The organism is Albimonas sp., assembly GCF_055129145.1.
Genome location: NZ_JBSRTQ010000001.1, coordinates 42,068 through 66,610, shown reverse-complemented (window position 1 = coordinate 66,610; position 24,543 = coordinate 42,068). Strand labels below are relative to the sequence as shown.

Genomic DNA, 24,543 nt, shown 5'->3' with positions numbered 1-24,543 from the left:
CCGGTCGATGCGGGAGCGTCGGACCGAACCGGGGACGAAAATCGGGGATGCATCCCTAAAAAGCAAGGACCGCGGCCTAAACCGCGGTCCCCGTGAGCCGTGGAACCAGAAACGGGCGGAACGAAGCGTCCCGGGCGTTTGGGCCATCGGAATGGAGGCTGCTCGCTATTCGCGAGGCCCGAATGCCGACCCGACTTTCTGCTCCAACATCCCACTCGACATCAGACCACCTCCTTCCGTGTTGTTGAACCTGTTGGAATCATGCGCGATCAAATCCCGTCCGTCCACGAAAAAATGCAGGCGATGCGCGCGAAGAAAACCCGCGCCCGGCGAGGCCGGGGCGGGGGAAGATCGATCGGGGGGGGGCCGCCGCGCCGGGCGGCCGTTTCAGGTCGGCGCGCCCGGGCCTCAGCCCGGCAGCATGCCCAGCGCGTTCATGTAAAGCTCGAGCATCGCCTCCTCCTCGGAGCGCTCCTCGGGCTTCTTCTTGCGCAGGGCCACGATCTTGCGGAGGATCTTGGCGTCGAAACCGTTGCCCTTGGCCTCGGCGTAGACTTCCTTGATCTGCTCCGCGACCTCCTTCTTCTCCTCCTCCAGCCGCTCGATGCGCTCGATGATCGAGCGAAGCTGGCCGGCGGATACGGTGGTGGTCGAGAAGTCGTTGTCGTCGTCGCTCATGTCCGGGGCTCCGGCCGTCGAATTCTGGGAGGCGTCGGATTCGGCGATCCGAGGCGAGGGCGCGACGCTAGACGCGCGCGCCGGTCCCGGCAAGGGCGGGCGGGGTCGGTCGGGGTCGGGCGGCGGCCCGTCAGGGCCGTCCGATCAGCGACATGGCGTCGGAGGCGCCGGGCGCCTCGCGCCGCAGCCAGCGCATGAAGGCGGTCAGCGCCGGGCGGGGCGGGCCGGGGCGGCGGGTCAGGTGATAGCCGAGCCGGCCTTCGGGATCCTCGTCCTCGAAGAGGCGCACAAGACGCCCGGCGGCGATGTCGTCGGCCACGAACACCTTGCCGGCCAGCGCGCAGCCTTGCCCCTCCAGCAGCGCCGGATAGAGCATGTAGCCCGGCAGCATCGCGCCCCCAGCCCCGTGCGCGCCAGCGACGCCGCGGGTGGCCAGCCAGTCGCGGATCTCCTCCGTCCCCTGCTCCTGCAGCCAGGGCAGGGCGAGCAGATCCTCGGGCCGGGTCACCGGGCGGCCGACGATCAGGCTTGGGGCGGCGACGATCACCTTGGGGGCGGCGATCAGCAGCTCGGTCTCCAGTCCCGGCCAGTCGCCGTCGCCGTAGCGGATGGCGAGATCCGGCCCTCCAGGGCCGAGATCGGTCAGCCGGGCGGAGGGGTCGAGGTCCAGCGCGATCTCGGGATGCGCCGCGCGGAAGCTGCCGAGGCGGGGGATCAGGAAGCCGACCGCGAAATTGGGGGTCATGGTGATGCGCAGCGGCCGGGCGGCGTCGTCCTGCGCGAAGCGGTCGAGCGCGGCGCGGATGGTCGCGAACCCCTCCGACAGCCCGCGGGCGAGCAGCGCCCCGTCGGCGGTCAGCGCCAGTCCGCGGCCCGAGCGGGCGATCAGCGCGCGGCCGAGCTCCCCTTCCAGCTTGCGCACGTTCTGGGCGACGGCGGCGTGGGAGACGTTCATCTCCCGTCCGGCCTCGGAGAAGGAGAGGGTGCGGGCCGCGGCCTCGAAGGCGCGCAGGGCGGCGAGGGAGGGAAGCGGCGGCATGGGCGGGCTCCGGCGACGGGCCCGGGCGGGAGGGCTCCGGGTTGGTCTGTAACTTCAGGTTACATATGAAAAGGATTCCTGAGTCGCAATCCCGGGGCGGAAGGCGCAGATGAGGGGCAACGCGAAACCGGACCGGAACGTCGGCCCGCGACGCCAGACCGAAACGCCTGACAGGAGGCCCGACCATGTTCACCGTGATGGCCGCGACGATCTTCACCGCCACCCGCGCGCCGGCGCCGCCCGACGCCTTTCGCCCCGCGCGCGCCTCGCGCCGGTCGTTCTGGAGCCTGCGGGCGCTCATCCGCCGCCGGCTCGGCGGCGGGCACCGGGGCTGAGGCGGGCGAAAGGCCGGCTTGAAACGCGAACGGGCGCGGGGCCGGGGATCGGCCGCCGCGCCCGTCGTCTTTTCGGGGTTCAGCTGCGGGGGGTCAGGCGGGTGACATGGCCCATCTTGCGGCCCGGCCGCGAGGCGCCCTTGCCGTAGAGGTGCAGGCGCGCGGCGGCGTCGCCCGCGAGCCCGGCCCAGTCGTCGGCCTCGTCGCCGATCAGGTTCTCCATCACCGCGTCCGAGTGGCGCGACCCGTCGCCGAGCGGCCAGCCGCAGACCGCGCGGATATGCTGCTCGAACTGGTCGACGGGGCAGGCGTCCAGCGTCCAGTGGCCGGTGTTGTGGACGCGGGGCGCGATCTCGTTGACCACGAGGCCGTCGGCCGTCTCGAAGAACTCCACCCCGATCACGCCGACATAGTCGAGCGCGCGCAGGATCTTGCCGGCCGCCGTCACCGCGTCGAGCCGCCGGGAAATGTCGATCCGGGCCGGCGCGGCGGTGCGGCGCAGGATCCCGGCCTCGTGCACGTTCTCCACCGGGTCATAGGCCACCACGTCGCCGTCGAGCCCGCGCGCGGCGATCACCGAAATCTCTCGCCGGAAGGTCACGAAGCCTTCGAGGATGGCGGGCGCGCCGGCGAGCTCGGCCATGGCGCCGGCCGCGTCCTCGGGGCCGCCCAGCCGCACCTGGCCCTTGCCGTCATAGCCCATGCGCCGGGTTTTCAGCACGCCGGCGGTCCCGAATTCGGTCATCGCCTCGGCCAGCGCGTCGGCGGTGGAGACGGCGCGATAGGGCGCGGTGGTCAGCCCGAGGCCGCCCAAAAAGTCTTTTTCGGTCAGCCGGTCCTGGGCCATTTCCAGCGCCATCGGGCCGGGGCGGACCGGGGCCAGCGCCTCCAGCGCGCGGGCGGCGTCCACCGGCACGTTCTCGAATTCGTAGGTGATCACGTCGGCGGCGGCGACGAGCGCGGCCTGGCCGGCCGGGTCGCCGTAGTCCGCCCGGATCACCTGATGGGCGACGTCGCCGGCGCAGGGCTCGGAGTCGGGCGCGAGGATCACCGTACGCAGGCCGAGGCGGGCGGCGGCCATGGACAGCATCCGGGCGAGCTGCCCGCCGCCCAGGATGCCGACGGTTCCGCCGGGACCGATCGGAGCGACCGGGGCGGCGGGCGTCGTTTCAGAGGTCATCGGGTTCCTCGGCCACGGAGGCGGTCTGCGCCTCGCGCAGCATGTCGAGCCGTTCGGCCAGCTCGGGATCGGTGGTGGCCAGCATCGCGGCGGCGAAAAGCGCGGCGTTTGCGGCTCCGGCCTCGCCGATGGCGAAGGTCCCCACGGGAATGCCGCGGGGCATCTGGACGATGGAATAGAGGCTGTCGAGCCCGGCCAGCGCCTTGCTGCGCACCGGCACGCCCAGCACCGGGATCCGGGTCTTGGCGGCGAGCATGCCGGGCAGATGCGCGGCCCCGCCGGCGCCGGCGATGATCGCGCGCAACCCGCGGTCGATCGCGGTCTCGGCGTAGTCGAAGAGCCGGTCGGGCGTGCGATGGGCGGAGACGATGCGCACCTCGTGCGGCACGCCCAGCACCAGCAGCGTGTCGCGGGCCGGGCGCATCGTGGCCCAGTCGCTCTGGCTGCCCATGACGATGCCGACCAGCGGCGTCACCGCGTCGGCGGCATCCCCGGCGGCCTCTTCGACCGCGTCCAGGATTTCGTCGGGCGACGCGTCCTCAGTCGCTCCGGTGTCTTCGATCTCGGGGTCTTCGGCCATGCGCGTCCTCCGTGTCGCCCGCCGCGGCCTGTGCGCCGCATCTCTCCGGCCTTAGCCGTTCAGGCCTACGCTGTCACGCACGCGCACGCGCGCGAGCCCGCATGGGCGCCGGATGGGCGGCGGTCAGGCGCTGATGTCGGGAAACAGTTCGTCTTCGATCCGGCTGATGCGGTCCTTCAGCGCCAGCTTGCGCTTTTTCAGCCGCTTCAGCGCCAGCTGGTCGGTCGCCGGGTTGGCCTGCATGGCGTCGATGGCCGCGTCCAGGTCACGGTGCTCGGCCCGGAAGGACTCGAGTTCCGATGTGAGAAGCTCCTCGCGGGTCATCACGTGGGACGTCATTCGGGCTCCGGGCACGGTTGCGGGGTCTGGAACGGCGCAGGGCGGGCCCCGTCGGCGACGCAGCGCGCGCCTCGGGTCCGGGACGCGCATGATAGTCGATGCGGGCCGCCGCACAAGCGATCCGCGCGGGCGGAGGGTGGGGAAGCGCGCGACCGTGGCGCCGCCGCGCCAACCGGCCGCGCCGCGCGCAGGGGCGGTTGTCCCGGACCCTCCTCGCCTCTAGATGACAACGATGGACATTCGCAGACCTTTCCGCGCCTTCATCGCAGCCCGGCGCGCCCCCCGCGTCAGCGTGCTGCGCCTTTACGGCCCCATCGGGATGCCGGGGCGCATGTCGTCGTCGCTGTCCGACGCGGGTCTGGCCGAGCCGATCGAGGCCGCCTTCGCCGCGAAACCCGCGGCGGTGGCGCTGGCGATCAATTCGCCCGGCGGCTCGCCGGTGCAATCGGCGCTGATCGCCGCCCGCATCCGCCGGCTGGCGGAGGCGAAGAAGATCCCGGTCTACGCGTTCTGCGAGGACGTGGCGGCCTCGGGCGGCTACTGGCTCGCCTGCGCGGCGGACGAGATCTGGGCGGATGCGTCGTCCATCCTCGGCTCCATCGGCGTGATCTCCGCCGGCTTCGGCTTCCAGGAGGCCATCGGCAAGCTGGGGGTGGAGCGTCGGGTGCACACCGCCGGGACCCGCAAGATGATGCTCGACCCGTTCCAGCCGGAGAAGGACGAGGACGTGACCCGTCTTCTGGCCCTCCAGGCCGAGATCCACGACGCTTTCGTCGCCCATGTGCGCGGCAGGCGGGGGGCGAAGCTGACCGAGGACGACCTTTTCACCGGCGAATTCTGGACCGGGGCGCGGTCGGTGGAGCTGGGCCTGGCCGACGGGCTCGGCCATCTGCGCCCGGTGCTCGAGGGCAAGCTGGGCGAGAAGGTCCGCTACCGCGAATATGGCGCGAAACGCAGCTTCGCGCGGCGCATCGGGCTGGCGGGGGGCGGGCCGGGGGCGGGCGCCTCCGCCGGCCTCGCCGCCGAGGCGGCTTCGGCCGCGATCGAGGCGCTGGAGAGCCGCGCCGCCTGGTCCCGGTTCGGGGCCTGAGCGGACTATGCTCTGGAAACTCGCGCTCCTCTTCCTGCTGGCCATGGTGGCCCTGGCGATGATCTTCGGACGCCCGAAGGCCGGCGACGGCCCGGGCGTGGGCCAGGGCATAAGGCGGCTGCTGGGCGGCGTCGGGCGCAAGCGGGGTCCGCCCGACAGGCGGGACTGACTCCCGCGTTCCCGCCTTTCCATTCCGCCTCGCGGCATGATCGTCGCGCCCCCTGACAACTCGCCGGACAGCGCCCATATGACGAGGCTTGCTGGGCCAACCGATGCGAAAGGACGTTCATGGATCTGGTCGCCGCGGTTCTCGGTCTCGCCATCCTGCTGGGCGCCGGCGATGCGCTGGTGCGCGGCGCGGTGGCGCTGAGCCTTCGCCTGGGCATCCCCGCGCTGCTGGTCAGCCTGACCGTGGTCGCCTTCGGCACCTCGGCGCCGGAGCTGCTGATCTCGGTCCAGGCGGCGCTCGACGACGCGCCGGGCATCGCCTTCGGCAACGTCGTGGGCTCCAACATCGCCAATGTGCTGATGGTGCTGGGCGTGCCGGCGGTGATCTCGGCCATCGACGCGCGCGACTGCGACAGCCGGCGCAATTACGCGATGATGATCGGCGCGTCGGCCGTCTACATCGTCCTGTGCTTCATGGGGCCGCTCGACTGGCCGCAGGGGCTGCTGCTGCTCGGGCTCCTGTCGCTGGTGCTCCACGACGCCTATCGCGCGGCCCGGGACCATCGCAGGGCCGGCGTCTGCGCCGGGGCGGGCGACGCCGATGACGACCTCCCCGACGAGATCGCCGACGCCGACCCCAACATGCCGATATGGAAGCTGGCTTTGTTCCTGGGCGTCGGCCTCATCGGCCTGCCCGCCGGCGCGCATCTGCTGATCGAGGGCGCGCGCGGCATCGCGCTGGCCATGGGCGTGTCCGAGGCCGCCATCGGCCTGACCCTGGTGGCGCTGGGCACCTCGCTGCCAGAGCTCGCCACCACGGTCATGGCCGCGATGCGCCGGCAGGCCGACGTGGCGCTGGGCAACGTCATCGGCTCCAACATCTTCAACATTCTGGCGATCATGGGCGTGGCGAGCTTCTTCGGCCCGCTCGAGGTCCCGCCGGGCCTGCTGCGCATCGACCTCTGGGTGATGCTGGCCAGCGCCCTGGTGATCGCGCCCTTCATCTGCGGCAAGATGGTGCTCGGCCGGACGGCTGGCGCCGTGATGATCGCGGTCTATGTCGCCTATGTCGGCTTCGCCCTGACCGGAGGTCCGGTCTGACGCGGGACCGGCGCGCGCAGCAGCCGGGGGGCTATCGATGACTTCTCAAATGGGCGGCGTCGCGCCGGACGCGGATGCTTCGGATGTGGATCGCGCGGCGGGCGTGCCGCCGGGGGCGGCGCTCGTCACCGGGGCCGGGCGGCGGATCGGGGCGGCCATCGCCCGCGATCTGGGCCGGGCCGGCTGGGACGTGGCGCTGCACTGCATGACCTCGACCGAGGGCGCCGAGGCGGTGGCGGACGAGATCCGCGGGCTCGGCCGCCGCGCCGTGGTGCTGCGCGCCGACCTGCTGGACGAGGCCGCGACCGCCGCCCTCGTCCCCCGCGCCGCCGAGGCGCTGGCAAGGCCGCTGACCCTGCTGGTCAACAACGCCTCGATCTTCGAACATGACACGCTGGCCTCCGCCACGCGGACCAGCTGGGACCGGGCCATGGGGTCGAACCTGCGCGCGCCCTTCATGCTGACCCAGGCCTTCGCCGCCCAGGCGCCCGGGCCGGCGACCGACGAAGAGGGCTTCGCGCGCGCCACCGCCTGCGTGGTCAACATGATCGACCAGCGGGTATGGAAGCCGACGCCGGAATTCATGACCTACTCGCTCGCCAAGGCCGCGCTCTGGGCTTTCACGCGAACGGCGGCGCAGGGGCTCGCGCCCGGCATCCGGGTCAACGGCATCGGCCCCGGCCCGACCCTGCAGGGCGACCGCCAGAGCGAGAAGCATTTCGACGGCCAGCGTCGCGCCGTGCTGCTGGAACGGGGCGGCTCCACCGCCGAGGTCTGCGCGGCGCTGAGATGGATTCTCTCGGCCGACTCGCTGACCGGCCAGATGGTCGCGCTGGACGGCGGACAGCACCTGGGATGGCGCACGCCGGATGTGCAGGGCGTGGAGTGATGGCGAACAACCCTAACGGGAGGAAAGGATTTCCACCGCCGCGCCAGGGGTGATCGACGGCCGCGTGACGCGCATGTTGTCCACGCGTCGCGGTTTACGTCGCGCCATCGTCGCGAAAACGTCAACGGAATCAAGAAGACCCGGTTTCGAGTTATTTTTACGTTGCGAATCAGGCGTTTGCAAAATTGCTTAAAAAAGTATCAACCCGATGAAAGGCCTTTGCCGTCAAAGGGAAGCGCATTTCATTCAGAGTTGCCTACAGACTTATCCACAGTTTCGGTGGACTCCTTCACGCTTGAACTCGCCGGTCCGCTGTTCTAGCCGAGAGCCCGACTCATGACCCCGCCAGACGCAGATCCAGACCCATCCGATTCCGTCCCGCCGCCGGCACAAGGCGACGCTGCGTCGGATGCGGGTGCGCGCGATCGCGCGCCCGACGACGCGCCCGAATCCGGCGGCCCCGAATCCGGTGGCTATGACGAGGACGGGGCCGCCCGCCTCCCCGGTCAGGGCGGCCTGACCGGCGCCGCGGTGATCCAGGCCGAACTGCGCCACCTGCCCGATCAGCCCGGCGTCTACCGGATGCTCGATGTGAAGGGCGAGGTGCTCTATGTCGGCAAGGCGCGCAGCCTGAAGAAGCGCGTCGCCTCCTATGCGCGGCCGACCGGGCACACCGCCCGCATCGCGCGGATGATCTCGGCCACCGCCTCGATGATGTTCCTGACCACGAACACCGAGACCGAGGCCCTGCTGCTCGAGCAGAACCTGATCAAGCAGCTCAAGCCCCGCTTCAACGTGCTGCTGCGCGACGACAAGAGCTTTCCCAACATCGTGGTCGGCGACGCGCATGCCTTCCCCAAGATCGCCAAGCATCGCGGCGCGCGGCGCGAGGCCGGGCGCTATTTCGGGCCGTTCGCCGGGGCGGGGGCGGTGAACCGCACGCTCAACCAGCTGCAGCGCGCGTTCCTGCTGCGCACCTGCACGGATTCGGTGTTCGAGAACCGCACCCGCCCCTGCCTGCTGTTCCAGATCAAGCGCTGCTCCGGCCCCTGCGTCGGCCGGATTTCGGAGGAGGACTACGCCGGCGCCGTCGACGACGCGGTGCGGTTCCTGGAGGGGAAATCCTCCGACATCCAGAAGGGGCTGGCGGAGGAGATGTCACGCGCCTCCGCCGCGCTGGAATTCGAACGCGCCGGCGCGCTGCGCGACCGGATCAAGGCGCTGACCCAGGTGCAGGCCGTGCAGGGCATCAACCCCGAGACGGTGGACGAGGCCGATGTGGTGGCCCTGCACCAGGAGGGCGGGCAGGCCTGCGTGCAGGTGTTCTTCTTCCGCGCGCACCAGAACTGGGGGAACCGCGCCTACTATCCCCGCACCGGCGCGGGCGCGGAGCCGGCCGAGATCCTCGAAGCCTTCCTCGTCCAGTTCTATTCGACCAAGGAGCCGCCGAAGCGCGTGCTGCTGTCGGATCCGGTCGAGGACCCGGAGCTGCTGGCCGCGGCGCTCGCCGCCCGTCGCGGACGCAAGGTGGAGGTCGCCGTGCCGATCCGCGGCGAGCGTCGTATGCTGGTCGAACACGCGCTCCGCAACGCCAAGGAAAGCCTCGCCCGCAAGCTCGCCGAAAGCTCCGCCCAGGCGACGTTGCTGGAGGGGTTGGCCGAGGCCTTCGGGCTCGACGCCCCCCCCCAGCGCATCGAGGTCTACGACAACTCCCATATCCAGGGGGCCCACGCCGTCGGCGCGATGATCGTCGCCGGGCCCGAGGGCTTCGTGAAGTCGCAATACCGCAAATACAACATCCGGCAGGCCGCCACCGACGATGACTTCGCCATGATGCGCGAGGTGCTGGAGCGGCGCTTCTCCCGCCTGATGAAGGAGGATCCGGACCGCGAGCTCGGCCAATGGCCCGACCTCCTGCTGATCGACGGCGGCGCCGGGCAGCTTTCCGCCACCGCCGGGGTGCTGGCCGAGATGGGGGTGGAGGACGTGACCCTGATCGGCGTCGCCAAGGGCGAGGATCGCGACGCGGGGAAGGAGCTGTTTCATGCCCCCGGCCGCGCCCCCTTCGCGCTGCCCCACCGCTCCGCCACGCTCTATTTCGTGCAGCGCCTGCGCGACGAGGCGCACCGTTTCGCCATCGGCACGCATCGGGCGAAGCGGGCCAAGGCCTCGGTCAAGAACCCGCTCGACGACGTGCCGGGCGTGGGGCCGACGCGCAAGCGGGCGCTCCTGGCGCATTTCGGCTCGGCCAAGGGCGTGACAAGGGCGGGGGTGGAGGAGCTGAAGGCCGTCTCCGGCGTCTCCGCCGCGCTGGCCGAAACCATCCACGCCCATTTCCATCCCGAGAGCTGAGGGCGCCGTTGCCCGCCGTTCATGCCCGTGTCACGGTGGATGCGGGGAGGAACGGCGATTGGTCAAAAGCGCTTCTGGCATGGACGATGGAGGCTCGCTTGCTCTTTGGCTCGCCAGGCAGCCTCTAAAGGTGAAAAAGGTTCTCTGCGCACGGGCGCTGATGCGCGTGGCCCCATTTTCCGGCTTGGGTGGCCTTTTACACGATACGGACGATGTGGGTCCTCTTGCCGGACTGAAGTTTGCATCGGCTTTGATGCTGAACTCGGTTGGCAAGCTGGGCGACCGAGAAACCGAAGTTCATCTCGAAGCTTGCATCGCTGAAGGACGGCGCATCCCCGCAAAAAATCTCGGTGGGCAATTCCTCGAAATAGCTTATGCAGCTGTCGCTGCGAACCCTGTCGAGTGTCATGACTACTCGGTTCGAATAGCAAGGTACGCGGCAGGCAGGTTGGTTGCCGACGAACATGACGCTGTAGAAAAAGCTTCCAAAAGCACGTCAACCGCATTTGCTGAAGATCTGCGCGCGCTGAGCGACCCCACGTCCGCACTCAGTCACACGTTTCATATGCCGCTATGGGGCGGTCATTTCCCCAACGGAATTTCGAATGCTGCCGATGAAATTAAGCGTAGGGTCGACAGAGCGGGCGTCTCCGGTGAACTTTGGAGTTCTTGGTACTTTGATCGAGTTCGGGGTGAGTCGGTAGATTGGGAGCTGGAACGCGGGCGGCTTCTGATCCCCGACGAGGTCTGGAACCAGGTCCCGAAGGTCCTCAACGCCGAGATCGCGCGGCTGATCGCCGAGCGAGTGCACTTTCAACTGCCAATTATTCCTAGCACCCAAGAGTTGAATAGACGCGCGCGTGATGGGATCGCAATAGGTGCGAGAGCCGAAGAGATCGAGCCTGCTATTGCAAGGATGCGTGAGGCTGCCGCCGCCTTTTTGAACCAGCTTGACGAGAACGACCCACAGATTGCGCACGGCGGAATGGGCCATAATCAGCCGCCGCCAGGCCAGAGGCTTGCCGCGGAAATCAGACTGCCGGCTACCGAAGCCGTCGAGGAGATCATTGTTGAAGTCACGAAGGCGAAGCCAGACGTAGTTGCGGTCGCGCTCTCCGCGATCAGGCTGCGTCATGCGGTCTACGCAGGGTTGGCGGCCGTGAGCGCCGGGTTTCTTCAGGGCGCCGGCAACGATCTCTGGGCCGCCACGGCGGACGGAACCCTTTGGCGCAAAGCGGGTCATCTGCTCGCGGCGATCCTTGACTGGATCAACCTTTCCCGCCCACCTCGCTTCTGACCCGCGCCCAACCGCCCCACCATCGCGCTCGCGCTTTGCCCACGCTGCGGGAGCGGTTATCACGATCCCGGGCCGCCCCTCCGGCGGCCGTGGGGAATGTGTGTGGAACCCGTTTTCGGAGGCGTCGCGAGCGAATGACCCGTAAGATCTACCCCGTGATCCTGTGCGGAGGCTCGGGCACCCGCCTGTGGCCGCTGTCGCGCAAGAGCTATCCCAAGCAGTTCTCGGCCCTGATGGGCGAGGCGTCGCTGTTCCAGCTCACCCTCAAGCGGCTCTCGGGGGAGGGCTATGCGGATCCGGTGCTGCTGACCAATTCCGATTTCCGCTTCATCGCCACCCAGCAGCTGGGCGAGGCGGGGGGCAACGCGTCGAAGATCCTGATCGAGCCGGCGGCGCGCAACACCGCGCCCGCGATCCTCGCCGCCGCGGTGGCGCTGGCCGACGAGCCCGACGCGCTGATGCTGGTCGCGCCGTCGGACCACGTGATCCGCGATGACGCTGCGTTCCGGCTGGCGGTCGAGGCCGCGGCGGGGGCCGCGGAGGCCGGTCAGCTGGTGACCTTCGGCATCACGCCCGACCGGCCCGAGACAGGCTACGGCTATCTGGAGCTGGAGACCGCGCCCGACGCCGGCGCCCAGCCGCTGAAGCGCTTCGTCGAAAAGCCGGACGCCGCGGCGGCGGCCGAGATGCTGTCGACCGGCCGCTTCCTGTGGAACGCCGGCATCTTCATGTTCAAGGTCTCCACCATCCTCAAGGCGTTCGAGGATCATGCGCCGGGGCTGCTGGCGCCGGTGAAGGCCTCGGTCGCGGGGGGCGCGCCGGATCTGTGCTTCTTCCGTCTGGGCGAGGCGGATTACCTCGCCTGCGAGGACATCTCCATCGACTACGCGGTGATGGAGCGGGCGGCGAACCTGACCGTGGTGCCGTTCGACGGCGGCTGGAACGATCTGGGGTCGTGGGAAACCGTGTGGCGGGAGACGGGTCCGGATGCCGACGGCGTCGCGACCCACGGCCACGCCACCGCCATCGACTGCCGGAACACCTTCCTGCGCACCGATTCCGACGGCACGCGGCTGGTGGGCATCGGGCTGGAGAACATCGTGGCCGTGGCGATGGCGGACGCGGTGCTGGTCGCCGACATCCGCCAGAGCCAGCGGGTGAAGGAGGCGGTCGCCGCCCTCAAGCTCGACAAGGCCGGCCAGGCCGAGGATTTTCCGCGCTTCCACCGCCCCTGGGGCTGGTATGAGACGCTGAGCCTCGGGCGTCGGTTCCAGGTGAAGCGGATCATGGTGCATCCGGGCGGGCAGCTCTCGCTCCAGTCCCATGTGCACCGGTCCGAGCATTGGGTGGTGGTCGAGGGCACCGCGAAGGTGACGGTCGGCGACGAGGTGAAGCTGCTGACCGAGAACCAGTCCGTCTACATCCCGCTCGGCGCCGTGCACCGGATGGAGAACCCGGGCAAGGTGCCGATGTATCTGATCGAAGTGCAGTCGGGCCCCTATCTCGGCGAAGACGACATCATCCGCTACGAGGACGTCTACGCCCGCGCCTGAGTGCCGTTCGACGACGTTTTCGCGCCCGCCCGGGGACCCTGGGCGGGCGCGTCGCGTTTCGGGGGGCTTGATCGGCGGGCGCGGTCCTGCTGGAACGGCCCTTCCGCGCCCGGTGCGCCGCAGACCCGAGTTCGACCATGACCGCTTCCGACCCCGCCCGTCTCGCCGCCATCCTGGATTTTCTGGACCGGGCGGAGGCGCTGAAGGACACCCTGCGCAGCGGCGCGACGCGGCTCGGCAGACGCGAGAGCACGGCGGAGCACAGCTGGCGGCTCTGCCTGATGGTGCTGCTGCTGGCCCGGGAGACGCCGGAATGCGACCCGCTGCGGCTGCTGGGCATCTGCCTGGTTCATGACCTGGGCGAAGCGATTTCCGGCGACGTGCCGGCGGTGGACCAGCGCGCCGACGACGGGCGCGAGGCTCGGGAGCGGGCGGATCTGGCCACGCTCTGCGCGCCGCTGCCGGCGGATCTGCGGGAGATGATCCTCGGCTTGTGGGAGGACTATTCGGCCGGCGAAAGCGCCGAGGCCCGCACGGCCAAGGGGCTCGACAAGATCGAGACGCTGCTCCAGCACGCGGTCGGCGACAACCCGCCGGGCTTCGACCTCGGCTTCAATCTCGACTACGGTCGGGAGCGGACCGGGACGACGCCGCTGCTGCGCCTGTTGAGGGCGATGGCCGACGACCGGACCCGGGTTCGGATGGCGGCCGAGACCGGAGGCGCGCAGGCCCGCCTCGACCCCTCGGCCTGAGTCGCGCCCGCCTCCTGTCCCCGCCAACCGGGGGCCTTGGCGCGCGGGGCGGCCCGGACGGCGCGCGACGCCAGGAAAAGCGACCGACCCGATCCGCCCACCGATCCGCCCGCCTGATTTCACGAATGTTCCGCGCAGAACCCGGCGGCGTCGGGGATTGAGGGCGACCGGCGCGCTTCCGGGCAATTATCGGTCCCGCCCCAGCCGCCGACGCCCGTTCCGCAACTGCCGTGGCGCGAGGCTCACCCTGCGGGTCTGCGGCTTTTCCGTTTGCAACCGTATGGGTTGCGCCTATCCTCAAGTCAGGATTGCGGACCCAAACCAGATACGGGAGGGAGACCCATGGCTCCTCTGGACGCACAGGTCGCGCTCACCGACAAATATCGCGTGAGCCGTGGCGCCGCCCTCATGAACGGGATGCAGGCGCTGGTTCGGCTGGTCATCGAACAGGCCAACGCCGACAAGGACGCTGGGTGGACAACCGGGGGCTATGTCTCGGGCTATCGCGGCTCCCCTATCGGCGGCTTCGACATGGAGCTGATGCGCGCCAAGGCCGAGCTGGACGAGCGCCGCGTGGTCTTCAATCCCGGCCTGAACGAGGATCTCGCCGCCACCGCCATCGCCGGGACCCAGACGCTGGGCGCCTCGGACGATCCCGAGGTCGAGGGGGTCTTCGCGCTCTGGTACGGCAAGGGGCCGGGGGTGGACCGGTCGCTGGACGCGATCAAGCACGCGGCGCTCGCCGGGGCCACGGCCCGGGGCGGGCTGATGTTCCTGCTGGGGGACGACCCGGTCTCCAAATCCTCGACCACCGCGCATCAGTCCGAAACCGCAATGATGCATGTGAACGTGCCGGTGCTCTATCCGTCCTCGGTGCATGAATACGTGCCGCTGGGCATGCATGGCATCGCCATGTCGCGCCATACCGGGGCGGCGGTGTCGCTCAAGATCGTCACCGACACCGCGGATTCGACCGCCACCGTGGCGCTCGACCGGCTGCGGCCCCAGAATATTCAATACCCGCCTCTGCCGGGCTTCGAGCTGCCGCTGCACAACACCGGGACCCTGCTGCCCTATGTGGCGCAGGAGCGTCGGCTCGGCGTGCGGCTGCAGGCCTGCATGGACTACGCCTACGCCAACCGGCTGAACGCGCCGGTGTTCCAGCCCTCGGGCGCGAAGCGGCTGGGCATCGTCGCGGTCGGCAAGGGCTATGTCGACGCGATGGCCGGGCTGAAGATGCTGGACCTCGACCCCGACCGGGCCGCGGCCGCGGGGATCGGCCTGTTCCGCATGCGCATGGTCTGGCCGGTGGAGCCGAAAAGCCTGCTGGACTTCGTGCAGGGCTACGACCAGATCCTGGTGATCGAGGAGAAGCGCGGGATCGTGGAGGAGGCGCTGGCCCGCCTGCTCATCAACCTCCCCGGCCCCCGCCCGCTGATCACCGGCAAGCTGGACGCCCAAGGCGCGACGCTCACCCAGGACTGGGGCGAGCTGCTGCCCGACACGGTGGCCGAGGTCATCTCCCGCGAGGCCTGCGGCATGGGCCTGATCGACACCAAGCCCCCCGCGCCCCCGCGCTTGACCGGGAATGCGCCGACCGCGCCGCGCACCCCCTATTTCTGCGCCGGGTGCCCGCATAACCGCTCCACCAAGCTGCCCGACGGCTCGATGGCGGGCGGGGGCATCGGCTGCCACGCCATGGCGGTGATGCACGACTCGGCCAAGACGCAGATCTTCACCCAGATGGGCGCCGAGGGCATGCACTGGGTCGGCCGGGCGAATTTCTCCGGCCGCAAGCACATGTTCCAGAACATCGGCGACGGCACCTTCACCCATTCCGGCCTGCTGGCGGTGCGCGCCGCCGTCGCGTCCGGCGTGAACATCACCTACAAGCTCCTTTACAACGACGCCGTGGCGATGACCGGCGGCCAGATGATGGAGGGGCAGCCGCTGCCCTCCGACATGGCCAAGCAGGTGCTTTCGGTCGGCGCGAAGCGGGTGGTCGTGGTCTCCGACGACGTGGAGGCGACGAAGGAGACGGGGGACTGGCCGAGCGCCAACGTCTCGTTCCACGACCGGGCCGAGCATCTGCTGGTCCAGACCCAGCTGCGGGAGGAGGAAGGGACCACCGTTCTCCTCTACGTCCAGACCTGCGCCGCCGAGAAACGTCGCCGGCGCAAGCGGGGCAAGTTCGCCGATCCGCCCAAGCGCGTCGTCATCAACCCGCTGGTCTGCGAGGGCTGCGGGGATTGCGGGATCCAGTCGAACTGCGTGGCGGTGAAGCCGCTCGACACCCCCTTCGGGGTGAAGCGGCGCATCGACCAGACCGCCTGCAACAAGGATTACTCTTGTGTGGAGGGGTTCTGCCCCTCCTTCGTGACGGTGGAGGGGGTCGAGGCCGATCCGCTGGTCGGCAAGAAGGGCATCCGCGTGCACCCGCCGGAAGAGGCCTTGCCCGAACCCGCGATCGCCGCCGCCGCCGACTGGGGCGCGCTGATCACCGGGATCGGCGGCACCGGGGTGGTGACGGTGGCCGCGGTGCTCGGCATGGCGGCGCGGCTGGAGGGGCTGCATTCGCTGGCGCTCGACCAGACCGGGCTGTCGCAAAAGAACGGCGCGGTGCAATCGCATCTTCAGATCGGCCCGCTGCCCATCGACGACCGCCCGGCGCGGGTCGGCCGGGGCAAGGGCAAGCTGCTGCTCGCCTGCGACATGCTGGTGGGGGCGGGCGACGACGCGCTGGCCCTGCTGGATCCGGCGGAAGGCCGCGCCGTCGCCAATGCGGAGGTCGAGCCGCTGCCGATGTTCGCCAGGGACCCCAACGCGCGGCCCGACGCGGGCCAGCTCGCCGCCCGGCTGACCCAGCATCTGGGCGAAAGCCGGGTGGTGGTGCAGGACGTGAAGCATCTGGCGACCGCGCTGGTCGGCGACGGCATGGGCGCGAACCTGATGCTGGTCGGCGTCGCCTCCCAGGCCGGCGCGCTGCCGGTGACGCCCGAGGCGATCGAGCGGGCGATCAAGCTCAACGGCGCGGCGGTGGAGATGAACCTCGCCGCCTTCCGCTGGGGGCGCTGGATCGCGCATGATCCGGCGCGGGCCGAGACGGCGGCGGGCGAGAAGAAGCTGCCCTCCTGGCTGACCGAGGACTACGACGCGTTGGTCGCGCGCTTCGAGGCCTACCTGACCGACTATCAGTCCGCCCGCTACGCCCGGAAGTTCCGCACGGCGCTCGCCAAGGTGGAGGCGGCGGAGGAGGCGGCCTGGCCTGGCCGCCGGGACCTGTCGCGGCTCGCCGCGCGGGCGCTGCACAAGTCGATGGCGATCAAGGACGAATACGAGGTCGCTCGCCTGCATCGCCATCCGGACTGGCTCGCCCAGCTCGGCCGGGACTACGCGCCGGACGCCAAGGTCTCCACCTGGCTGGCGCCGCCGTTCCTGGCGAAGACCGATCCGCTGACCGGACGCCCCAAGAAGAAGGCGTTCGGGCCCTGGGTGCAGAAGGCCTTCGGCGTGCTCTCGGGCATGAAGGGGCTGCGCGGCACCCCGCTCGACGTCTTCGGGCGGACCGAGGAGCGGAAGTCCGAACATGCGCTGGTCGGCGAGACCTTCGCGCTGGTCGATCTGGTCGCGGCCAAGCTGAAACCCGCCACCGAATACACCTGCCGCGAGGCGCTTTCCCTGCCGCTGGAGATCAAGGGATTCGGGCACATCAAGGCGGCGAACCAGGCCCGGGTGAAGCCCGAATGGGATCTACTTGTCGCGAATTTGTCTAGCATTGCATGAACTTGACGGCTCAGCCGCGGCGCCCCGCCGCGGCTGAGCGTTTGTGACGCCGTTTTTCGCGAAGTTCGAACAGCGTCCGGAATTCCTTTCTGTTATCAGCGTGTTGGACTGTCATAAAACCTTAGCCGGTTTGAGATTAAACGCGCGGCGCGGGGTGCTACCACCTCGGCAGACCTTCCGCGGCCTCGCAGCGCCCGGCAGGACCCTGACGCAAAACGGAGAGACCCGTGAAAGCCACCAACCTCATCGCGCTGGCCGCCGCCGGCATCCTGGCCGCCGGCGCCGCCTCGGCCCAGAGCCGCGACCAGATCCGCATCGTCGGCAGCTCGACCGTGTTCCCGTTCGCGACCGCGGTCGCCGAGCAGTTCGGCCGCAGCACCGATTTCAAGACCCCGGTGATCGAGTCCACCGGCTCGGGCGGCGGCCTCAAGCTGTTCTGCGCCGGCGTCGGCGTCGACAATCCCGACATCACCAACTCGTCGCGCCGCATGAAGGCCTCCGAGTTCGAGACCTGCCAGGCCAACGGCGTGGCCGAGATCACCGAGGTCGTGGTCGGCTTCGACGGCATCGTCGTGGCCAACGCCAAGAACGCCCCGGTGTTCAGCGTGACCCGCGACCAGCTGTGGCAGGCGCTCGCCGCCGAAGGCCCCAAGCCGACCATGTGGAACGAGATCGATCCGTCGCTGCCGGCGATCAAGATCGAGGTCCTCGGGCCGCCGCCGACCTCGGGCACCCGCGACGCCTTCGAGGAGCTGGTGATGGAGCACGGCTGCAAGTCGGCCGGGCGTGACGACTGCGGCAAGGCCGGCAAGGAGATCCGTCAGGACGGCCCCTATGTCGAATCCGGCGAGAACGACAACCTGATCGTCTCCAAGCTCGAGGCCAACCCGAGCGCGCTGGGCGTGTTCGGCTACTCGTTCCTCGATCAGAACGCCGACAAGCTGAAGGGCGCCAAGGTCGACGGCGTCGCCCCGTCCTTCGACGCCATCGCCGACGGCTCCTACCCCGTGTCCCGCTCGCTGTTCTTCTACGTGAAGAAGGCGCATGTCGGCGTGATCCCGGGCATGATGGAATATGTCGCGGAGTTCATCTCGGACGCCGCCGCGGGCGACGAGGGCTACCTGGCCGACAAGGGCCTGATCCCGCTGCCGGCCGACAAGTTCCATGCCCAGTCCGCCGCGGTCATGAACCTCAAGAACCTGACCCTCGCCGATCTGAAGTGATCCGGCGCGCCCGTTCCGGCGTCGCCGGGCAGGAAGCGTGATCATCGGGCCGGGGGCGGCATCCGCCCCCGGCCTTTCCATCCGAAATTCCGGCCGCGGCGACCCCCGCCGGCGGCCAGGCCGGGCGCGGCTTTCGCGCGCCGGCGACCCTGGACACCCGGTCCCAGTTCCCGGACCCAGCCACCCGGAGCCAACGGATGCTGCTCTTCACGGCGCTCGCCGTCTTCGCCGCCGCCGCCCTCGCCTATTACATGGGCGCGGCGAAAGCGGTTCGGATCGCAGCCGGCGACTACGCCGGCCTGCATAGCCGCCCGAGCTACCATGGCCTCTACAGCGCCCTGTGGGTGCTGATCGCGGGCCTCGCCACGCTGCTGGTCGCGACCATCGCCACCCGGCAGGTGATGGACGCCTCGCTGATGAGCCTGGTGACCGACGCCACCCCCGACATGCGCCCGATCGAGCGTCAGCTGATCCTCTCCGACGCCATGTCGCTGGCGCGGGGCGGCATCGTGTCGTCGGTCGACCCGCTGCGCGAGCGGCTGGCCGAGGCCGCCGCCGGCTGGAGCGCCACGCGCCTCGCCATCTGCATGGGGCTGACCATCGCCGCCTGCGCCTTCGCCTTCTGGCGGACCTGGCGCCAGATCAGCCGCGACTGGCGGTCGCGCAACCGCGCCGAGCGGGTCATCATGGGCGTGCTGTGGACCGCCGCCTTCCTCGCCATCCTGACCACCATCGGCATCGTGCTGAGCCTGGTGGGCGAGACGCTGATCTTCTTCGACCGGATCGACTGGCAGGTGTTCGACTACCTGTTCGGCACCACCTGGTCGCCGCTGTCGGGGGTGTTCGAGGGCCGGATGGACTCCGAAAAGGTCGGCGCGCTGCCGCTCTTCGGCGGCACCTTCCTGATCACGCTGATCGCCATGCTGGTGGCGACGCCGGTCGGCCTCTTCGCCGCGATCTACCTGTCGGACTTCGCCAATCCCCATGTCCGGGCCTGGGCGAAGCCGATGCTGGAGCTGCTCGCCGGCATCCCCACCGTGGTCTACGGCTTCTTCGCCGCGATCACCGTCGCCCCCTTCATCCGCCGCACCGGCGAGGCGATGGGGCTCGACGTCGCCTCCGAATCGGCTTTGGCGGCGGGCGTGGTGATGGGGATCATGATCATCCCCTTCATCTCGTCGCTGTCGGACGACGTGATCAACGCGGTGCCGCAGAACCTGCGCGACGGCTCCTATGCGATGGGCGCCACCAAGGCCGAGACCATGCGCCAGGTGGTGCTGCCCGCGGCGCTGCCCGGCATCGTCTCGGCCGTGCTGCTCGGCGTCTCCCGCGCGGTGGGCGAGACCATGATCGTGGTGATGGCGGCGGGGCAGGGCGCGAACCTGACCCTCAACCCGCTGGAGGCGGTGACCACGGTCACCGTGCAGATCGTGGCCCTGATCACCGGCGACACCGAGGCCGACACCGCCGCCGGCCCCGCCTTCACCCTCGGCTTCACCCTGTTCGTGGTGACGCTGGCGCTGAACATCGTGGCGCTGCGCATCGTGCGTCGCTACCGCGAAATGTACGACTGAGGGACCGCTGACCATGGTGTCCATGACCGATCTGAGCGCCCATCACGGCAGTCCCGCGGCGGCGTCCAAGCTGCGGGTGCGCCGGCGGGCCGAGCTCCGGCTCAAAGCCTACGGCATCGGCGCGCTGACCTTCGCCGCCGCCGCCCTCGTCGCCCTGCTGGGCTCGGTGGTGCTGAAGGCCGGGCTCGCGCTGACCGAGACCTATGTTTCCATCGAGGTGCCGTTGACCGTCGAGACGCTCGGCGCCACGCCCGAGGATCACCGCAAGGCCAATTTCGACGGCGTGGTGAAGGATGCGCTGAAGGAGGCGTTCCCCGCCATGGCCGGGCGGAACGAGCGGCGCGACCTCTACGGGATCGTGTCCGGCGGCGCCGCCTACGAGCTGGCCGACGCGGTGCTGGCCGACCCGTCGATGGTGGGCGAGACGGCGCAGGTTCAGCTGCTCGCTTCCGACGACGTCGACCTCTATCTCAAGGGGGCATCCGGCGATCTGCGCAAGGTCGTCCATGTCGGGGAGCTTTCGCCGACCGGGACCGAAGGCGAAATCCAGCTGCTGTCCACGGCCAATGACTTCACCGCCCAGCTCGGCTTCGTGAAAGAGGCGCTGCTCGATCAGGCACGTGCCCTGCGCCGCCAGTCGGCGCGCCAGGAAGTCGGCCGGTCGGTCCGCGCCGAGGAGGCGGTGGAAGCCACGGACGAGACGGTGCGCGAGCGGATCCTGGCGGAGGCGCAGGCCTACGCCGCCGAGCGCGACGCGCTCAACGCCCGCGCCGACGCGCTGGAGACCCGCGCCGCCCGCCCGGGCGGGGCGGAGGCGCTGGACACGTCGATGCCCTCGCTGATGATCAAGATCAACGGCGGCGTGGTGAAGGCGACCCGCGTGTCCTCCGACGCGATCACCGGCGAAGCCCTGATCCCGCTGAATTCCGCCGACGCCGCCCAGCCCGGCGCGTGGGAGATGTGGGTGCTCGATCAGCCAGAGCAGGTGCGCAAGGTCTCCGACCGCCAGGTGGCGGTGATCGAGACGCTGCGCGACCGGGGCGATATCTCGACCAGCTTCAACTGGCGGTTCTTCACGACGGGCGACAGCCGCGACGCGGAGCTGGCGGGGATCTGGGGGGCGGCCGTGGGGTCGTTCTGGACGATGCTGGTCACCTTCTGCATCGCCTTCCCGATCGGAGTGATGGCCGCGATCTATCTCGAGGAATTCGCGCCCAAGACCCGGTTCACCGACTTCATCGAGGTCAACATCAACAACCTCGCCGCGGTGCCCTCCATCGTGTTCGGTCTGCTGGGGCTTGCGATCTTCGTGGCGGGGATCGAGGTGATGGGCGTCGAGATCGGCGGCTTCATCCCGCGTTCGGCCCCTCTCGCGGGCGGCGCGGTGCTGGCGCTGATGACCTTGCCGACCATCATCATCGCGTCGCGCGCGGCGATCCGGGCGGTGCCGCCCTCGATCCGCGAGGCGGCGCTCGGGCTGGGGGCCTCGCGGCTGCAGACCGCCACCCATCACGTGTTCCCGCTGGCGATGCCGGGCATCCTCACCGGGACCATCATCGGCATGGCCCAGGCCCTGGGCGAGACGGCGCCGCTGATCATGATCGGCATGGTGGCCTTCATCGTCGACGTGCCGACCGGGGTGCTCGACTCGGCGACCGTCCTGCCGGTGCAGGTGTATCGCTGGTCCGACTTCCCCGAGCGCGCCTTCGAGGCGCGGACCTCGGCCGCCATCTGCGTGCTGCTCATCTTCCTGGTGATCATGAACGCGGTCGCGGTCTTCCTGCGCAAACGGTTCGAGCGGCGGTGGTGAGCGGTATGGACAACATGGCCAGGGACGAATTCAGCAACGGGAGTGTCGAGATGACCAACATGCGCATCGGCGAAGCGGGCCTCGACAAGGCCGACGTGAAGATCACCACCCAGAACGTCAACGTGCACTATGACAAGGCGCACGCGATCAAGGACGTGTCGGTCAACATCCTCGACAAGACCGTCACCGCCTTCATCGGCCCGTCGGGCTGCGGGAAGTCGACCTTCCTGCGCTGCCTGAACCGGATGAACGACACCATCTCGATCTGCAAGGTGACCGGGCAGCTGCTGCTCGACGGCTCCGACATCTACGCGCGCGACGTGGATCCGGTGCAGCTGCGCGCCCGGGTCGGCATGGTGTTCCAGAAGCCGAACCCGTTCCCCAAGTCGATCTACGACAACGTCGCCTACGGGCCGCGCATCCACGGGCTGGTCGGCAACAAGAAGGACCTCGACGACGTGGTCGAGCAGGCGCTGCGCAAGGCGGCGATCTGGAACGAGGTCAAGGACCGGCTCGACGCGCCCGGCACCGGCCTTTCCGGCGGTCAGCAGCAGCGCCTGTGCATCGCGCGCGCCATCGCCACGGCGCCCGAGGTGCTGCTGATGGACGAGCCGTGCTCGGCCCTCGACCCCATCGCCACGGCGCAGGTCGAAGAACTGATAGATGAACTGCGGGCGAGCTACTCGGTGGTGATCGTCACCCACTCCATGCAGCAGGCGGCGCGGGTCAGCCAGAAGACGGCGTTCTTCCACATGGGAATCATGGTCGAATACGACGACACGCCCAAGATCTTCACCAACCCGACCGACCAGCGCACCCAGGACTACATCACCGGTCGCTTCGGCTGATCCGCGTCCCTTCGAGGAGACCCCACAATATGGGTAACATGGATAACGGGCCGCACATCGTTTCGGCTTTCGACGAAGAGCTGATGGGCGTGCGCGCCAAGCTCGCCGAAATGGGCGGGCTGGCCGAACAGATGCTGGCCGACGCCATCGAGGGCGTCGAGCGGCGCGACGTGGCGCTCTGCGAGCAGGTCATCGGCCGCGATCGCCGGCTCGACCGGCTGGAGCAGGAAGCGGAAGAACTGGTGATCCGGGTCATCGCGCTGCGCGCCCCGGTCGCGGCCGACCTGCGGCTGCTGGTGGCGTCGATGAAGATCTCGTCGACGCTGGAGCGGGTGGGCGACCTTTCCAAGTCGATCGCGCGGCGGGGCATGGATCTCAGCCGCGACAAGCCGCTGCCGATCACAGCCTCCATCGCCCGCATGGGCCGCGAGGCGCAGCGCCAGCTGTCGGAATCGCTCGACGCCTTCGCCTCGCAGGATGTGGAGGCGGCCATCGCCGTTTGGCGCCGGGACGTGGAGATCGACGCGCTCTACAACGCCGTGTTCCGCGAGCTGATCACCTACATGATGGAGGATCCCCGGACCATCACGCTCGGCTCGCACGGGCTGTTCATCGCCAAGAACCTCGAGCGGATCGGCGACCATGCCACCCATCTGGCCGAGATGACCTATTACGTGGCGGTGGGCGAGCCGCTGACCGAGGAACGCCCCCGCGGCCCCCGCGGCTATGGCGACGGCGGCGGGACGCATCCGCAGGTCGAGGCGAAACCCGACCAGAGCGGCGACGCCGCCCCCGATCAAGAGCACTGACCCCGCCCCGGCCCGTCGCGCATCCTCGCGGCGGGGCCGGAGCGCGGCGCCTGAGAGAAAGCCGTCATGACCGCACGCGTTATGGTGATCGAAGACGAGGAGTCGCTCTGCGCGCTGCTCGAGTACAATCTGACCCGCGAAGGCTACAAGGTCAGCCTCGTCACCGACGGCGACGAGGCGCTTTATTCCATCGAGGACGAGAAGCCCGACCTGATCCTGCTCGACTGGATGCTGCCGCATGTCTCGGGGATCGAGATCTGCCGGCAGATCCGGGCGCGCTCGGAGGTGAAGGACACGCCGGTGATCATGCTCACCGCGCGGGGGGAGGAGGACGACCGCATCCGGGGCCTGGAGACCGGGGCCGACGATTACCTGACCAAGCCGTTCTCGATGACCGAGCTGCTGGCCCGGATCCGCGCCGTGCTGCGCCGGACCCGGCCGACGCTGGCCGGCGACGTGGCGACGTTCGGGGACATCAGCCTCGACCGCCAGGCGCATCGGGTGCGGCGCGGCGACCGGGACCTGCATCTGGGGCCGACCGAGTTCAAGCTGCTCGACGTGCTGATGCAGCGCCCGGGGCGCGTGTTCTCGCGCGAGCAGCTCCTGGACCTGGTCTGGGGCCGCGACGTCTATGTGGAGATCCGGACCGTGGACGTGCATGTCGGCCGGCTGCGCAAGGCGATCAACCGGCGCGGGGATCGCGACCCGATCCGCACCGTGCGCTCCGCCGGCTACGCGCTGGACGAGACTTACGCCGCCTCGCCCGCCCGCCAGGTCGCGCGGGGCTGAGCGAGGTCCGCGCCCGCCTGTTCGCCGGGTGGGGGGGGCGCCTCGCGCGCCTTCAGATAGCTGACCAGTTTCCGCGGATAATAAGCCAGCGGCGCGAAGTCCGGCAGGGTGGCGAGGCCGAGCGCCTTGCGGGCCGCGGTCAGCATGCCGAGATGGGTCAGCATCGGCCCGTCCGCCCTGCGTCCGGTGTCGCGCTTGCACCGGGCGACGATGTCCTGCCGGGGCATGCGCCGGCCTTCGCGGCGATGCGCCAGCGCGGTCTCGTATATTCCGTTGGTGATCCGGTATTCGCCCTTGGTCCAGGCTTCGGCCATTCGATCCTCCCTCGCTGCGCGGGAAGGTATGGCCCGGAGG

Annotated in this window: 22 protein-coding genes; 16 read left to right on the top strand and 6 right to left on the bottom strand. The window is 69.6% G+C overall.

Annotated elements, in window-relative coordinates; translation table 11 throughout:
- Positions 1–408: 408 nt before the first annotated feature.
- On the bottom strand, positions 409–678 hold the full coding sequence (locus tag ACTB72_RS00310; protein ID WP_463034972.1) for a DUF2312 domain-containing protein: 270 nt from the start codon (positions 676–678) through the stop codon (positions 409–411).
- Positions 679–808: 130 nt separating this feature from the next.
- The gene (locus ACTB72_RS00305) at positions 809–1,717 is read right to left on the bottom strand and encodes a LysR family transcriptional regulator (RefSeq protein WP_463034971.1); all 909 of its coding nucleotides are present in this window, start codon (positions 1,715–1,717) and stop codon (positions 809–811) included.
- Positions 1,718–1,902: 185 nt separating this feature from the next.
- On the opposite strand from ACTB72_RS00305, the gene ACTB72_RS00300 reads away from it, so the two are divergent.
- Positions 1,903–2,052 carry a hypothetical protein gene (locus ACTB72_RS00300; RefSeq protein WP_463034970.1) on the top strand — a complete coding sequence of 50 codons (150 nt, stop codon included), beginning with the start codon at positions 1,903–1,905 and terminating at the stop codon, positions 2,050–2,052.
- A gap of 79 nt (positions 2,053–2,131) precedes the next feature.
- Here ACTB72_RS00300 and ACTB72_RS00295 read toward each other — a convergent pair whose 3' ends face one another.
- The 3 genes from ACTB72_RS00295 to ACTB72_RS00285 all read right to left on the bottom strand — a co-directional run bounded on the left by ACTB72_RS00295 (position 2,132) and on the right by ACTB72_RS00285 (position 4,151).
- Complete coding sequence (locus ACTB72_RS00295; protein WP_463034969.1) at positions 2,132–3,232, bottom strand: 5-(carboxyamino)imidazole ribonucleotide synthase; 1,101 nt, start codon at positions 3,230–3,232, stop codon at positions 2,132–2,134.
- Complete coding sequence (purE, locus tag ACTB72_RS00290; protein ID WP_463035008.1) at positions 3,222–3,683, bottom strand: 5-(carboxyamino)imidazole ribonucleotide mutase; 462 nt, start codon at positions 3,681–3,683, stop codon at positions 3,222–3,224. Before purE ends, ACTB72_RS00295 begins: the two co-directional genes overlap by 11 nt.
- A gap of 252 nt (positions 3,684–3,935) precedes the next feature.
- A complete protein-coding gene (locus tag ACTB72_RS00285) occupies positions 3,936–4,151 on the bottom strand; it encodes a YdcH family protein (protein WP_463034968.1) in 216 nt (71 codons plus the stop codon).
- A gap of 232 nt (positions 4,152–4,383) precedes the next feature.
- On the opposite strand from ACTB72_RS00285, the gene ACTB72_RS00280 reads away from it, so the two are divergent.
- From ACTB72_RS00280 to phoB, 15 genes are all read left to right on the top strand, one after another.
- The gene (locus ACTB72_RS00280) at positions 4,384–5,241 is read left to right on the top strand and encodes a S49 family peptidase (protein ID WP_463034967.1); all 858 of its coding nucleotides are present in this window, start codon (positions 4,384–4,386) and stop codon (positions 5,239–5,241) included.
- Between the two features lie 7 nt (positions 5,242–5,248).
- Positions 5,249–5,410 (top strand): hypothetical protein, encoded by a 162-nt coding sequence (locus ACTB72_RS00275; protein ID WP_463034966.1) that lies wholly within the window; start codon positions 5,249–5,251, stop codon positions 5,408–5,410.
- Positions 5,411–5,529: 119 nt separating this feature from the next.
- Positions 5,530–6,510 carry a calcium/sodium antiporter gene (locus tag ACTB72_RS00270; protein ID WP_463034965.1) on the top strand — a complete coding sequence of 327 codons (981 nt, stop codon included), beginning with the start codon at positions 5,530–5,532 and terminating at the stop codon, positions 6,508–6,510.
- A gap of 37 nt (positions 6,511–6,547) precedes the next feature.
- Positions 6,548–7,399, top strand: a complete 852-nt coding sequence (locus ACTB72_RS00265; protein WP_463034964.1) for an SDR family oxidoreductase — start codon at positions 6,548–6,550, stop codon at positions 7,397–7,399.
- A 336-nt stretch (positions 7,400–7,735) separates the two neighbouring features.
- Positions 7,736–9,751: an excinuclease ABC subunit UvrC gene (gene uvrC / locus ACTB72_RS00260; RefSeq protein ID WP_463034963.1), complete on the top strand. Its 2,016-nt coding sequence runs from the start codon at positions 7,736–7,738 to the stop codon at positions 9,749–9,751.
- 58 nt (positions 9,752–9,809) lie between these two features.
- Positions 9,810–11,048 (top strand): hypothetical protein, encoded by a 1,239-nt coding sequence (locus ACTB72_RS00255; RefSeq protein WP_463034962.1) that lies wholly within the window; start codon positions 9,810–9,812, stop codon positions 11,046–11,048.
- Positions 11,049–11,182: 134 nt separating this feature from the next.
- A complete protein-coding gene (locus ACTB72_RS00250; RefSeq protein ID WP_463034961.1) occupies positions 11,183–12,601 on the top strand; it encodes a mannose-1-phosphate guanylyltransferase/mannose-6-phosphate isomerase in 1,419 nt (472 codons plus the stop codon).
- 137 nt (positions 12,602–12,738) lie between these two features.
- A complete protein-coding gene (locus ACTB72_RS00245; protein ID WP_463034960.1) occupies positions 12,739–13,353 on the top strand; it encodes an HD domain-containing protein in 615 nt (204 codons plus the stop codon).
- A gap of 342 nt (positions 13,354–13,695) precedes the next feature.
- On the top strand, positions 13,696–17,136 hold the full coding sequence (locus ACTB72_RS00240; protein WP_463034959.1) for an indolepyruvate ferredoxin oxidoreductase family protein: 3,441 nt from the start codon (positions 13,696–13,698) through the stop codon (positions 17,134–17,136).
- Positions 17,137–17,363: 227 nt separating this feature from the next.
- A complete protein-coding gene (locus ACTB72_RS00235; RefSeq protein ID WP_463034958.1) occupies positions 17,364–18,359 on the top strand; it encodes a PstS family phosphate ABC transporter substrate-binding protein in 996 nt (331 codons plus the stop codon).
- A 197-nt stretch (positions 18,360–18,556) separates the two neighbouring features.
- Positions 18,557–19,933, top strand: coding sequence for a phosphate ABC transporter permease subunit PstC (pstC, locus tag ACTB72_RS00230; RefSeq protein ID WP_463034957.1), 1,377 nt, complete (start codon positions 18,557–18,559; stop codon positions 19,931–19,933).
- Positions 19,934–19,946: 13 nt separating this feature from the next.
- Positions 19,947–21,743, top strand: a complete 1,797-nt coding sequence (pstA, locus tag ACTB72_RS00225) for a phosphate ABC transporter permease PstA (RefSeq protein WP_463034956.1) — start codon at positions 19,947–19,949, stop codon at positions 21,741–21,743.
- A 50-nt stretch (positions 21,744–21,793) separates the two neighbouring features.
- On the top strand, positions 21,794–22,591 hold the full coding sequence (pstB, locus tag ACTB72_RS00220) for a phosphate ABC transporter ATP-binding protein PstB (RefSeq protein ID WP_463034955.1): 798 nt from the start codon (positions 21,794–21,796) through the stop codon (positions 22,589–22,591).
- Positions 22,592–22,620: 29 nt separating this feature from the next.
- Positions 22,621–23,400 (top strand): phosphate signaling complex protein PhoU, encoded by a 780-nt coding sequence (phoU, locus tag ACTB72_RS00215; protein WP_463034954.1) that lies wholly within the window; start codon positions 22,621–22,623, stop codon positions 23,398–23,400.
- 66 nt (positions 23,401–23,466) lie between these two features.
- Positions 23,467–24,189, top strand: a complete 723-nt coding sequence (gene phoB, locus ACTB72_RS00210) for a phosphate regulon transcriptional regulator PhoB (RefSeq protein ID WP_463034953.1) — start codon at positions 23,467–23,469, stop codon at positions 24,187–24,189.
- Here phoB and ACTB72_RS00205 read toward each other — a convergent pair.
- On the bottom strand, positions 24,150–24,503 hold the full coding sequence (locus tag ACTB72_RS00205) for a hypothetical protein (RefSeq protein WP_463034952.1): 354 nt from the start codon (positions 24,501–24,503) through the stop codon (positions 24,150–24,152). The two genes, phoB and ACTB72_RS00205, sit on opposite strands and share 40 nt — an antisense overlap.
- Positions 24,504–24,543: the final 40 nt, after the last annotated feature.